The organism is Flavobacterium polysaccharolyticum, assembly GCF_038739875.1.
Lineage (GTDB): Bacteria > Bacteroidota > Bacteroidia > Flavobacteriales > Flavobacteriaceae > Flavobacterium > Flavobacterium polysaccharolyticum.
Genome location: NZ_JBCGDP010000006.1, coordinates 149,249 through 162,954 on the forward strand (window position 1 = coordinate 149,249; position 13,706 = coordinate 162,954).

Annotated in this window: 9 protein-coding genes; 5 read left to right on the plus strand and 4 right to left on the minus strand. The window is 35.4% G+C overall.

Annotation, left to right across the window (positions count from 1 at the left end; genetic code table 11):
- Positions 1-177: 177 nt before the first annotated feature.
- From WFZ86_RS08255 to WFZ86_RS08270, 4 genes are all read right to left on the minus strand, one after another.
- On the minus strand, positions 178-1,200 hold the full coding sequence (locus WFZ86_RS08255) for an IPT/TIG domain-containing protein (RefSeq protein ID WP_342691492.1): 1,023 nt from the start codon (positions 1,198-1,200) through the stop codon (positions 178-180).
- A 104-nt stretch (positions 1,201-1,304) separates the two neighbouring features.
- Positions 1,305-2,903: a RagB/SusD family nutrient uptake outer membrane protein gene (locus tag WFZ86_RS08260; protein WP_342691493.1), complete on the minus strand. Its 1,599-nt coding sequence runs from the start codon at positions 2,901-2,903 to the stop codon at positions 1,305-1,307.
- 16 nt (positions 2,904-2,919) lie between these two features.
- Positions 2,920-6,114, minus strand: a complete 3,195-nt coding sequence (locus WFZ86_RS08265; RefSeq protein WP_342691494.1) for a SusC/RagA family TonB-linked outer membrane protein — start codon at positions 6,112-6,114, stop codon at positions 2,920-2,922.
- 300 nt (positions 6,115-6,414) lie between these two features.
- Positions 6,415-7,293 (minus strand): helix-turn-helix domain-containing protein, encoded by an 879-nt coding sequence (locus tag WFZ86_RS08270; RefSeq protein WP_342691495.1) that lies wholly within the window; start codon positions 7,291-7,293, stop codon positions 6,415-6,417.
- Between the two features lie 260 nt (positions 7,294-7,553).
- Here WFZ86_RS08270 and WFZ86_RS08275 point away from each other — a divergent pair, with 260 nt between their 5' ends.
- The 5 genes from WFZ86_RS08275 to WFZ86_RS08295 all read left to right on the plus strand — a co-directional run bounded on the left by WFZ86_RS08275 (position 7,554) and on the right by WFZ86_RS08295 (position 13,704).
- Positions 7,554-8,699 carry a glycoside hydrolase family 26 protein gene (locus tag WFZ86_RS08275; RefSeq protein ID WP_342691496.1) on the plus strand — a complete coding sequence of 382 codons (1,146 nt, stop codon included), beginning with the start codon at positions 7,554-7,556 and terminating at the stop codon, positions 8,697-8,699.
- A gap of 26 nt (positions 8,700-8,725) precedes the next feature.
- Complete coding sequence (locus tag WFZ86_RS08280) at positions 8,726-10,111, plus strand: MFS transporter (protein WP_342691497.1); 1,386 nt, start codon at positions 8,726-8,728, stop codon at positions 10,109-10,111.
- 29 nt (positions 10,112-10,140) lie between these two features.
- A complete protein-coding gene (locus WFZ86_RS08285) occupies positions 10,141-11,328 on the plus strand; it encodes a glycoside hydrolase family 130 protein (RefSeq protein WP_342691498.1) in 1,188 nt (395 codons plus the stop codon).
- 5 nt (positions 11,329-11,333) lie between these two features.
- On the plus strand, positions 11,334-12,518 hold the full coding sequence (locus tag WFZ86_RS08290; RefSeq protein WP_342691499.1) for an AGE family epimerase/isomerase: 1,185 nt from the start codon (positions 11,334-11,336) through the stop codon (positions 12,516-12,518).
- 151 nt (positions 12,519-12,669) lie between these two features.
- Entirely contained in the window at positions 12,670-13,704 is a 1,035-nt protein-coding gene (locus WFZ86_RS08295; RefSeq protein WP_342691500.1) for a carbohydrate binding domain-containing protein, read from the plus strand.
- The last annotated feature ends 2 nt before the right edge of the window (positions 13,705-13,706 follow it).

Genomic DNA, 13,706 nt, shown 5'->3' on the forward strand with positions numbered 1-13,706 from the left:
ATCTATTGTATCACAATGCTTTCTGCTTGTAATGACGGCTTAAAAAATACTTGTAAAACAAAATTCCGTGTTAGTATCCTACAAACAAGAATAGCCAACACGGAATCTAACAACAAAGAATTCCCTAACTGCTCAATGTTAGGGAATATCTCAAAACTAACTCAAATAAAAACCAATTTATTTTAAAACGAAACCAATATCATCAACAAGTATTGTATTTCCTCCAGTATTACCTGATTCTTGCATAACCAGTTCATTGAAAACTGTAGGATTACCAATTTTGGAAAGTTCAATTTCAACACTAGCCCATTGAGTTGTGACAGGAACAGAGTATGCTGCTCCCCAGTTGCCACTAACTACCACTTTAAGTGTTCCTTCTTTAGCACCTTTTACTGCTATACGAATGGCTTTGTATGGAGCCAAACTCACAGAGGTGAACCCCATACCTAATCCACTCCATCCACCAAATTGATACTGAATGGAATTTTTTCCTTGATAAACATCTGTCGTGTAAGCCAAATCAACTGGGTAATTAGACCATGGTCCACCCCACTCCATGCCACGATACACATCGTCATATATAGCAGTACCAATGGCTTGTTTAGAATCTGTTGCACCAGAAATATTGGTTACTGTAATGTATTTTTTATCCACACCCGCAGGTAACTTGATTTTAATTTCTTCAAGTGTTGAAGAGATTACAGGAACACTTACTGTACCAATTGTAACTATAGGGTCAAGAAAATATCTTCCCTTAATTATCACTTCATCACCTTCCACTGCATTAATCGGCTGAAAACCTAACACAGTTGGCACAGGTGGTTTTACAATAAAATCATAAATTATTGTACCATTTTTGGTTACTACTTTTAATTTATTACTTGCATTCGCATAAGGTGTTTTTTCATCAATTAAAACAAATATTTCAGTATCAGTCACTAAAACTGGATTAAAATAAGTATCGAAATCATTGAAATAGATTTTTTGAACGGTTGATAGTCCAGTTCCACGAATAATATAGTAATTGCTTGGATCACCTTGAGTCACTGGAGTCAAATCTCCTTCCTCTGCTTTAGCCACATTTGTAATGGCCAAAGTTGTACCTGAATCGGTTTCGTTATCACACGAAGAAAACAAACCCAGTACCATAACTACCATGGTAAAGAAAGGTAGTATGTATTTTATTCTTATATTTTTCATATTTATATAATTTATTTAGTTAACAGTTAAATATGGAATCGTCATTATTATGATATTGAAAAAAGATAGTCGTAATGACGATTCCTAATTTTAAATTTTAAACGTTATTTAAATGTATATGGAACAGGTGCTTCCAATAATTTTGGGTTTTTAGCCACCTCATTATCTGGGTAGTCCATGTAAAAATCGTTGGCAGCATGATTATTTGGATCATAATTTGGAGTAAATGTAGCAGAGGCTCTTCTATCACCTCTGTTTTGAGCCGACATAATCGCAATAGCTTTTGTTTTATCGATACGTCCTAAATCAAACCAATAATCTCCTTCAAAACACAACTCTTTTCTTCTTTCAAGAAAGATATTGTCAAAAGTAATCGAAGTTAAGTCTGTAAGCCCAGCTCTTTTTCTGACGGCATTGATTGATTTTAGAGCGGCAGCATCAGAAGTACTTGCGCCTCCGGCCAAAATAGCTTCAGCATGAATGAGCAACAATTCTGCATAACGCATTTTATATGTATTGTTGTCCATCATTGCCCAGCCATCTGCTGGACCTGTAACTGCCCCATTTACTAATCCAATACAATATTTTTTGATGGCTCCACCTGAACCTTGAGCCAAATCTCTATCCGTTGGTACCGTAAAACCCGTACCCAGTGATGTTTTAATGTTTGGATAACTATCTCCTCCAACCATGATGGTTTCATGTTTTCTTCTATCATTAGCCTCATACAAAGTGAAAATCTCCTGAGCTGGTGCAAAAACACCTGCATAAGATGCATTCGATGTCGATAAAGTTCCATCAATGAAACCAAATTGTGTATTACAGTTGTTTGCTGAACCGTAGGTTCCGTCACCTTTCCATTGGATTGCAAAAATTGACTCTTCATTATTATTGTTTGGATAAGTAAATAAATCACCAAAACTTTTAGTAGGTAATAACTCTCCTCCTAATAATTTGAATTCTCCACTATTGATAACCAATTCTGCCATTCTTTTAGCATTAGCATAGTCTTTTTGGTACAAATATACTTTAGCCAACATTGCTCTTGCAGAACCTTTAGAGACACGTCCGTTACTAGCATAATTTGATCCTCTATTTTTTTCAACTAATAAATCGATCGCTTTTAAATAATCCATTATAATTAATTGATAGATGTCCTCTACTCTGTTAGTATTAATATAAGGGTCACTAGCATAAGTCAAAGGATTTTCAATAATTGGCACAGGCCCCCATAATCTCACTAAATCAAAATAAGCGGTAGCTCTCAAAAAATAAGCCTCTCCTACAGTGTTATCTAAAACACTTTTACTTACCGCTGGTCCAACTCTTGCAGGTAAAAAATTGATAATCATATTAGATTGTTGCACATTGGCCCATAAAGCAGACCAACCGTTTACTAATTCTGGATCACTACCGTTCAATGAAAATGTTCTTAAACCTGCTACATCTGCAGAATAAGTAAACATATTACCAGAACCTACTTCAAGTGACCACCAAAATTTATTATACATTTGAAACCAGGTTCTGCTGTACATCCCATTAGTAGCCGAAGATACTTGATCATTTGTGCTGTAATAAGAGTCTAAACTAATTCCGTCTTCAGAAGGTCTGTCTGTAAAGTCATCTTGACATGAACCTAATACCAGCAATACTGTTGCTAAAAACAGCAAGCTATATTTATTTAAAAAAGATTTCTTTTTCATTTTGTTTCTATTTTTATTAAAATTCTACATTTAATCCAAAAGTGAATGTTCTAGATATTGGATACCTTCCGTTATCAATTCCAGACAAAAGCACATTTTGATTGAAAGAACCAATCTCAGGATCGTAACCTGTATATTTTGTGAAAGTAAATAAGTTTTGAGCGGTAGCATACAATCTCAATCTTGACATATGGATTCTTTCAATTATATCGCGAGGCAAAGAATACCCAAAAGTTACATTTTGAATTCGGACATAAGAACCATCTTCAACATAACGAGACGAAATCACCAAGTTACTGTTAGCGGTATCACCTATAGGTCTTGGATTATTACTAGCTAAGTTGGTAGGAGAATAATAATCTAAAGCATCTACTAATTGATTGTCGTATAAAGAAGCATTTGTAGTACCAGCTCTTTTAGTTAAATTCATTACATCGTTACCATATGACCCTTGAACAAAAACAGATAGGTCAAAATTTTTGTATTTAAAGTTGTTGGTAAAACCAAAGGTGAAATCTGGGTGAGGATTACCAATGAATGTTTTATCCTTAGGATCGATTACCCCATCACCATTGATGTCTTTGTATTTTACATCTCCTAAAGCAGTTTGCCCTGCTGCTGTCCCTACAGTTTGTCCAAACTGTAATGGCGCATTGTTCAAAACGGTTTGATCTTTAAATATTCCTTCGGCAACATAACCGTAAAACATTCCAATAGGATTACCCACTAAAGTATTGGTCACTACAACAGGTTGAAATCCATTGGTATTTACTTCCTGAGTTAACACAATACCGTTAGCGATTTCGTCTAAGTTGTTTTTGTAATGAGAAACCACCAGAGAAGTATCCCAGTTAAAATTGCCTGAAGATTTGGTATCAAAAGCTAAAGTAATATCAAACCCTTTATTACTCATCGTTCCTAAATTAGAGTATGGAGCAGAAATACCTCCATTAAAACCTCCACCACCAGTTAAGTATAATGGTAATGGCACTTGGAATAAAAAGTCTTTAGATACTTTATTATACATATCGAAACTTGCCGATAATTTAGAACTAAATAAAGTAAAATCTATACCTAAGTTAGTTTGATTCAAAGACTCCCATTTTAAGTCTGGGTTAGGATAATTAGCAGGTAAAAAGCCACTTCCTAATCCAGAGTTTTGAACACCTAACATAGCAGAATAAGCGTTGTTAGGAATTTGCTGATTTCCAGTTTCACCATAACCAAATCTAAATTTGATGTTATCTATATAGTCACGAGTGGACTCCATGAAAGACTCATTCGACAATTTCCAAGAACCAGAAATAGATTTGAAAACTCCTTTTTGATTGTCTGTAGTAGGATCAAACTTAGAAGAAACATCTTGACGAATAGATCCTGTTACACTATACTTACTATTGAAATCATAGATCACACGAGAGAAAAGAGAAGCAAGTGACGCACTTCCCTTATATTGTGTTATAGTGTTATTATCTACATCGGCTAAGTTAATTGTATGAATCGAGTTAGTTTTGAATCCTTGAGCTGAGGCAATTAAACCTTCCCAATGTGAATCATTAGATTCTTGTCCCAATAGAACAGTAATTTTGTGATTTCCAAAACTCTTATCATATGTCAATAAGTTTTTTACGTTGGTAGAATACCAATTTTGTCTTCTTACATCCAAATCAGCTAATAAATTTACTTGACTCCCCCAAGCATATGAAGGTCTAAAGTCATCATTTTCAGAAAACTCGGTATTGGCTGCCATTTCCACACGGTATTTTAATCCCTTAAAAATATCTGCTTCAGCATAAACATTTCCTAAAAAGTTTTTTCTAACTAATTTATTCTCTCTAGTCAATGCCTCAGCTACTGGATTATAATACGTTACACTTTGCTCTGAAGATGGAGGACCAGCAAAAGTTCCATCTGTGTTTCTAACAGGAATATCTGGAGACTGTAGTAAAGTATTAGCAATCAAACCAGTAAAACTTTGATTAACTGTAATATCTTCATTTGTAATACCACCTGTAATATTTCCACCAACTCTTAGCCAGTTTTTAACTTTTGAATCTAAGTTCAAACGAATAGTATATCTTTTTAAACCTGAGTTGATAATTGTTCCTTCGTTATCTAAATAACTTCCTGATAAGTAATAGTTTGTTCCGTCTTTGGCTCCTGAAAAAGACAATTGATGACTTTTAGTAATAGCCGTTCTGTATACTTGATCTTGCCAATCAGTTCCTGAACCTAGCAATTCTGGATGAGAAAACTCTTGACGTGTTTGAAAACCCCAAAGCCTGGCTAAATCAGTCTTTAAAGTGGCATATTGTCTTAAATTCAATACATCTAATTTGTTTGCCACAGTACTAAAAGAAGTAAAGTTTTCATAAGAAATTCTTCCCGTTCCTTTTTTTCCTGATTTTGTGGTAATAATAATTACCCCATTAGCACCTCTTGATCCATAAATAGCAGTTGCAGAAGCATCTTTTAAGATATCCATTGTTTCGATATCACTTGGATTGATCATCGATAATGGACTCACCGCATTATTACCACTACCCCCTGAGGCAGAAAATCCGTCTCTACCTGCTAAGGGTTGTCCACTAGTTGATCTTCCTGTCGCATCACCAGAAACTGGCACACCATCAATTACATACAAAGGCTCATTAGTCCCCGAAATAGAAGTAGTACCACGAACCCTTACTGAGGCAGCACTCCCGGGCGCTCCTGAATTATTAGTAACAGTAACCCCAGCAGCCTTTCCTTGCAGCATTTGGTCTACACTAACCATTTTGATGTTTTCTAAATCCTTGGCTTTTACTGAAGAAATAGAACTGTTAATATCTTTCTTCTTTTGAGTTCCATATCCAACATTGACTACTACTTCTTTTAAATCTTCAGCAGCAGAATTCAAGACTACATTCAGCTCTTTTGCACCATTGACTGCTACTTTTTTAGTAACAAATCCGATAAAAGAAAAAGATAAAGTAGCATTATCAGGCACATCGATTACATATTGACCGTCAAAACCAGTCGAAACTCCTTTCGTGGCTCCTACAACCGTTATGTTGGCACCAGGAATAGACATTCCGGTAACATCTTTTACAGTTCCTCGTACTTTATTTTGCGCAGTAATAAAATTACTGGAGAGCAATACAATTAAAAACATTGGAACCACTTTGAGGTCGCCTTTCCAATGCAAAAAATTAGACAATAGTTTTTTCATAATAAGTGTTTAGTTAGTTAAGCATTTAAAATCAGTAGTAAGGAATTCTAATTTTAAATCCATATTAATTAATCTGTTTTATAATTAACAAATTTATAACAGAACTAAACATCAAATTAATAGTATTATATCAATTCATGATAATATTTTTACTTATTCGAAAATAAATAAAGAATACCATAAATATATCGAGGTAAAAATAAAATATATGTAAAAAAATAAATAAAAAATGCGATTTATATAATTTTAAATCACTCAAACTCCATAAATTCAAACGTTTTCGCAATAAAAATCAACAATTTACAATATTCTTTTAAGACCCGAAAAATCATCTCTGTACTGACTAGGTGTTCTTTTTTTTATGGTTTTAAAACTTCTGTTAAAATTCGCTATGTTATTAAAACCCGATTTAAAAGCAATTTCTGAAATACTCAAATCCTTCTCTATCAACCACCTAGCTGCATAACCAATACGAATATCATTAATATAATTCACAAAGGTTTTACCAGTACGCTTCTTAATAAAACGATTAAACGAGATGGTAGTCATACTTGCCACATTTGCCACATCTTCTAATTTGATCTTCTCCGAAAAATTCTTCTGAACATATTCATAGATCAACTTCATTTTATCATACTCTTCAAAAGTATCATTATCAACTGTAAATGTGGACAATAGACGTTGATTTCTAGAGGTAGCCAAATCATATAAAATCGAAGTAATTTCCAAGAAATAATCCATCCCATCTAGCTTCGAGAGCTTAATCAAGCGATCTGTGAGCGCAACAGCAGTACTTTTTGAAAATAAAATACCATGTATAGAACGATTAAACATGTCTTTTATAGGATGCATAATCCGCCTTGACAACAACGACTCATGAAACAAATCATTATGAAATTGAATCGTGATTTCACGTATTTCTTTATTAGTACATCTATGTAACTCCCAACCATGATACAAATTAGGCCCCACCAAAACTAGCTCAACCTCATCTATTTCCTCAATATTATCTCCCACTACTCGCTTCACGCCTTTACCATTCTTAATGAAATTGATTTCAAATTCTGGATGATAATGCACCGGGAAATCAAAATTATCTTTGATTCTATCAAACACCAAAAAACTGTCTCCACCAGACAACGGAGGGATCTCTCTATAAAAATTTGTTAAAGCACTCATGATATTTTCCTTTTTTGCATGCAATTATATGATATAAATTTGATAAAATAATACTACTAAGACAAAAGAGTTCGAATTATCTTTGAAAAATAGAATTATACAATTTTCAATTGTATACCTATAAATTAATCAAAATCACTTTTTATCAAACTAAATTTTATACGATTATCAAATTATCATCTGATTTGAGCTATTTTTATAAAAACGGTTTCTTACAAAAACAACAAGTAGATAAACCACTGAAAACAAAATCATTGTAAATGAACCTTCATAAAATAATACCCACTGGCCTACTCTTACTGAGCATGAGTACAATTGGTTTTGGCCAAATGAATAATACTATTTTATCAATTTCTGACAAAAAATCAACACCAGAAACCATTGCACTTTACAAAAATCTCATTACAACAAGTAAAAAAGCCATTCTTTTTGGCCATCAAGATGATTTGGCTTATGGCGTAAACTGGAAATACGAACCAGGTCGTAGCGATGTAAAAGATGTCACAGGAGATTATCCTGCAGTATATGGATGGGATCTTGGTGGGATTGAAAAAAGCAGTCCGAAAAATCTTGATGGTGTATCTTTTGAGCTCATGAGACGTTACATGGCTGACGTTAAAAAAAGAGGCGGCGTAAATACGATTAGTTGGCATTTAGACAATCCTATCAGCGGAAAAAATGCTTGGGATAACTCCACCAAAAGCATAGCTTCAATATTACCTGGCGGTGAAAACCATAAAAAATTCAAATCATGGCTGGATAAAGAAGCTAAGTTTCTAAAATCATTGAAAGATGACAAAGGAAAAGCTATTCCCATTTTATACCGCCCTTTTCACGAACTTACAGGCAACTGGTTTTGGTGGGGAAAAGGAAATTGTACGCCCGAAGAATTCAAAAAATTATGGCAATTTTCATTTGAATATCTCCAAAAAAAAGGAATTCATAACTTGATCTATGTATACAATACTGCCGATTTTAACTCTAAGGAAGAATTTCTTGCCTTTTATCCAGGTTCAAATTATGTAGATATACTCAGTTTTGATAAATACGTTTACAATGACCCAACCAAAGACCATTCGTTTGTTGAAAATTGTCTCAAACAATTTCAAATCATGAGCGAAATTGCCAAAGAGCAAAACAAAATCATGGCATTTGCCGAAACGGGCTACGAAGCCATCCCTTACAGCCAATGGTGGACCGATACGCTAATGAAAGCTATGGGCGATTTCGAAATTTCCTATGTATTGGTTTGGCGCAATCATGGCTGGCAGGAACAAGAGAAAAAAATGCACTATTATGCACCATTCAAGGGGCAAACTAGCGCTAAAGATTTTGTAGATTTCTATAATTTAGAACGTATCTTTTTTGAGAAAGATGCTGCAAAGGAAAACCTTTACAATAAATAATTACCAAAACCTTATATCCAAAAAAAATGCACGAAAAAATAAGTTTAAAAGAAAAAATAGGCTACGGACTTGGCGATGCTGCGTCTTCTATGTTTTGGAAAATATTCAGCATGTACCTACTGTTTTTCTACACGGATGTGTTTGGCCTAGCACCAGCAGTAGTTGGAACCATGTTTTTAATCACTAGAATTTGGGATTCTTGCTTTGACCCCATTGTAGGAATTCTTGCTGATAGAACAACATCAAAATGGGGGAAATTCAGACCTTATTTATTATGGACTGCCATACCCTTTGCAATAATTGGAGTGCTAACTTTTTACACGCCAGATTTTGACGAAAAAGGCAAAATCATTTACGCCTATATCACCTATTCTTTAATGATGATGGTGTATTCCGTTATCAATGTTCCTTATGCCTCCTTGCTTGGCGTTTTATCCTCTGACCGAAAAGAAAGAACCACCCTTTCTTCTTACCGCATGGTGTTTGCCTTTGGCGGAAGCTTGCTAGCACTATGGCTTATCGAACCTCTGGTAAATTATTTTGGTGGGAACCTCAATTCAAAATCGGGTTGGTTGATAACAATTGCGGTTTTTGGAGTTATTACCACGATTTTCTTTTGGGCCTGCTTTTTATGGACCAAAGAAAGAGTACAACCTATCTCTGACGAAAAATCGAACCTGAAAGAAGATTTAAACGACTTGCTAAAAAATCGTCCATGGTGGATTCTCCTTGGTGCAGGTGTTGGGGCTTTAATTTTCAATTCAATTAGAGATGGAGCTGCGGTATACTATTTCAAATATTATGTAAGTAGCTCTATTAATTTTGATTTTACCCTTTTCGGGACCGATTTCCATATGACACCTACTTCTATATATTTGGTTTTAGGGCAAGCCGCTAATATTATTGGAGTTGTAATTGCTACGCCCATTGCCAATAAATTAGGAAAGAAAAATACATTCTTGGGTGCTATGTTTTTAGCAGCCATCTTTAGTCTGATTTTTTATCTGTTCAAAAACGATGAAATCTATTGGATCTTAAGTTTCCAAGTGCTCATTAGTATTTGTGCAGGTTGTATTTTCCCATTAATCTGGTCGATGTATGCTGATAGTGCCGATTATTCTGAATGGAAACAAGGTAGAAGAGCAACTGGCCTAGTATTTTCGGCCTCATCGATGTCTCAAAAATTTGGCTGGACCATTGGAGGAGCTGGAACCGGATGGTTATTAGGATATTATGGTTTTCAAGCGAATGTGGCACAAACTACAGATACTCAAAACGGGATTCAACTTATGCTAAGTGTGCTCCCAGCAATAGCAGCAGTTATATCCGTCATTTTCATCTTTTTTTACCCATTAAACGAAGAAAAATTACAAATTATAGAGGACGAACTCAACAATAAACGAGAAAAATAAAAATAAACTTTGAATTAGCATTTTATAGCATGATTACATCTGAAAACACCATAGTAGCCGATCGATTAGAAAATTTGAAAAAGGAATTTCAAAAACTAATTGAGAAAAAAAATGAACCAGAAAACACTGCTGGAAACGGGATTTACACCCGTTACAAAAATCCTATCATAACTGCTGCTCATACTCCACTTGAGTGGCGCTATGACTTTGATCCAAACTCCAATCCTATGCTATTGGAACGCATTGGTATTAATGCTACATTCAACGCTGGCGCCCTAAAATGGAATAACAAATACATCACCGTGGTACGTGTAGAAGGTGTAGACAGAAAATCTTTTTTTGCTATTGCCGAAAGTCCAAATGGAGTGGATAATTTCAAATTTTGGGACAAACCTTGTGTTATTCCTCAAACTGAAGAACCAGACACCAATGTGTACGATATGCGTTTAATTGCACACGAAGACGGCTGGATTTATGGCATATTTTGTACCGAACGTAAAGACCCTAAAGCTCCTGCCGGTGACACGAGTATGGCTATTGCCAATGCAGGAATTGTTCGTACGAAAGATTTAGTGAATTGGGAGCGATTACCTGACCTAATCTCAAATACGGGACAACAACGTAATGTGGTTTTACACCCTGAATTTATAAATGGAAAATATGCTTTGTATACTCGTCCACAAGATGGCTTCATCGATGTAGGAAACGGTGGCGGCATTGGATTAGGCTACGTTGAAAACATGAGCAATCCAGTAGTGAAAGAAGAACAAATCATTTACGGAAAACAATACCATACCGTTTATGAACTAAAAAACGGTTTGGGTCCAGCTCCTATCAAAACTGAAAAAGGATGGTTACATTTAGCACACGGTGTTCGTAATACCGCCGCTGGTCTTCGTTATACACTCTATATGTTTATGACCGATTTGAATGATATTTCGAAAGTAACACACTATCCCGCAGGACATTTTATGGCTCCAGAAGGTGCAGAAAGAGTGGGCGATGTATCAAATGTATTGTTCTCAAACGGTTGGATTGCCGATGAGGATGGAACTGTATACATCTATTATGCTTCTTCGGATACACGCATGCATGTAGCTGTTTCTAGCATAGAACAGTTAGTAGATTATGTCACTAACACTCCAGAAGACACCTTTACTTCTGCAGGTTCCGTACAAACCATTATCAAACAAGTAGAGAAAAACAAATTAATCTAAACCTTGTGACAAGCGAATTAAAAAACCTAAAAATCGAGTTGCGATTAGAACTCCAAAACATACTAGAATATTGGATGAATCATACAATTGATAGTAAAAACGGAGGGTTTATCGGCCAAATTGATTTTGAAAATCATAAAAATGACGATGCTGATAAAGGTGCTGTCTTAAATGCCCGAATTCTTTGGGCATTTTCGGCTGCCTATCATTTATCTAAAAACGAAGAACATAAAAACACTGCTAGAAGAGCTTTTGAATACATCAAAAACTATTTTCTTGATCCTGAACACGGTGGTATATTTTGGAGCTTACATTTTGATAGTACACCAAAAGATACCAAAAACCAAATTTACGCCTTAGGTTTTGTGATTTACGGAATGGCTGAATATTACTCCATTTCAAAAAGCGAAGAAGCATTAACCATTGCCATCCAACTTTATAAAAAAATAGAAGCCTACAGCTTTGACCCAATAAACAAAGGCTATTTGGAAGCCTTTACTCGTGACTGGAAACTCATTGACGACCTGCGTTTGAGCGACAAAGATGCTAACGAAAAGAAAACGATGAACACACATTTGCACATCGTAGAAGGATATGCCAATTTGTATAAAGTTTGGAAAGACGAAACGCTTCGTCAAACGATAATCGAACTTTTAACCACCATAGAAACCTATTTCATCAATACCGAAAATGGTCATTTACGTTTGTTTTTTGATGAAAATTGGATCGAAAAACCAGATGTCATTTCTTATGGTCACGATATTGAGGCTGCTTGGTTATTGTTACAATGCGCCGAAATAATTGGTGACACTACTTTGGTTGCTAAGTACAAAAAACATGCAATACAAATCGCCGAGGTGACCAAAGAGGGCATTGATACCGACGGTGGATTATGGTACGAATACGATCCTGAAACACAACAGTTAATGGCCGAAAAACATTCATGGCCTCAAGCAGAATTAATGATTGGGTATTACAATGCTTGGCAGCTTTCGGAAAATCAAGACTATTTAGACATTGTATTTCATAATTGGTCTTTTGTCAAAAAACATATCATTGACCATGAAAATGGAGAATGGTTTTGGGGTGTAAATAGCGACTATTCTACTATGCAAAAAGACAAAGCGGGTTTCTGGAAATGCCCTTACCACAACAGCCGCGCTTGCATAGAACTGATTCACAGAATCTAAATCTTTTTTAAGTTACTAATGGCTAAGAAAACGAGAATCAAATTTTCCCAAAATTAATCTTCATACACTTAGTTTAACAAAAAGCCCTACAACTATTTTCTTAGATCAAAAGCTTAGCCATTTAGCAACCTAATCCTTAATGCTACTGATTATGAAACGACTACTTCTTGTTGCTTTGCTATTGTTCAAATGGATGACTTATGCACAAACGAATCTTATCAAAAATGGCGGTTTCGAAGCCGAATTATCCTACTGGAGAGGAAACGATATCGCTACTATTTCACCATACGATAAAAAAACCGGTAAAAATGGCTGTACCATCAATCAATATGTTGGTGAGCAATGGAAAGGTATAGATCAAATTATTCCTCTTCCCAAAAACACAATTGCTTTAGAATTGAGCGGATGGGTAAAAAGTGATGGCGTCGAAAAAGGGAAAAACGAATGGAATACTGGAAAATTCGATATTGAATTTTTATCATCGGGAGAAAAAGGAATTCAAAACGAAAGTATCGCCGCAGTAGTGGGTACCACTCCTTGGACTTTTTACCAAAAAAGAGTTTACGTACCAGATGGCGCATCAAAACTACGAATCATGTTGGCGCTTGGACAGACCAATGGCACCTTGTTTTTTGATGATATAAAAGCAATTCCTATAACCCAAGAACAACTCAACAAATTTCAAGAAGAAGAAAACACCAAGCGCATGGCTGCCATTGAACCTAGTAAAGAATCAAAAGTAACACTCTTTACCAATGGTGACTTCGAGAACGGAAATACTGCTTGGCGAGGGAATGCATCTACGTCAAATACCGTAACCAAAGAAGGAAAAGCAGCACTAATGATACAATCATCAACTTTCGATTGGAATGGTATTGATCAAATTGCTGATGTCCCCGAAAAAGCAACAACCATAACTATTTCTGGCTGGTTAAAATCAGAAAAGATTCAACAAGGAAAAGACACTTGGAACAACGGCTTACTCAATGTAGCTTTTGCAGGAAATGACAACCAAAAAACGGGAGACGATCAAAACATTAGTTTTGTCACAGGAACCACCGATTGGACCTTTTACACCAAAACATTTCCTCTTCCATCAGGAACTAAAAAGTATAGAATAATGGTAGCGCTAGGATTTGCTACCGGAACCCTTTATGCAGATGCTATTAACGTAACCTTCAACTAAAA

What these genes read in the sequence shown, in the direction of transcription:
- WFZ86_RS08270 (WP_342691495.1), bottom strand. Translation starts at nt 7,293, where the DNA reads ATGAGTGCTTTAACAAATTTTTATAGAGAGATCCCTCCGTTGTCTGGT.
- WFZ86_RS08255 (WP_342691492.1), bottom strand. Translation starts at nt 1,200, where the DNA reads ATGAAAAATATAAGAATAAAATACATACTACCTTTCTTTACCATGGTA.
- WFZ86_RS08280 (WP_342691497.1), top strand. Translation starts at nt 8,726, where the DNA reads ATGCACGAAAAAATAAGTTTAAAAGAAAAAATAGGCTACGGACTTGGC.
- WFZ86_RS08275 (WP_342691496.1), top strand. Translation starts at nt 7,554, where the DNA reads ATGAACCTTCATAAAATAATACCCACTGGCCTACTCTTACTGAGCATG.
- WFZ86_RS08265 (WP_342691494.1), bottom strand. Translation starts at nt 6,114, where the DNA reads ATGAAAAAACTATTGTCTAATTTTTTGCATTGGAAAGGCGACCTCAAA.
- WFZ86_RS08260 (WP_342691493.1), bottom strand. Translation starts at nt 2,903, where the DNA reads ATGAAAAAGAAATCTTTTTTAAATAAATATAGCTTGCTGTTTTTAGCA.
- WFZ86_RS08295 (WP_342691500.1), top strand. Translation starts at nt 12,670, where the DNA reads ATGAAACGACTACTTCTTGTTGCTTTGCTATTGTTCAAATGGATGACT.
- WFZ86_RS08285 (WP_342691498.1), top strand. Translation starts at nt 10,141, where the DNA reads ATGATTACATCTGAAAACACCATAGTAGCCGATCGATTAGAAAATTTG.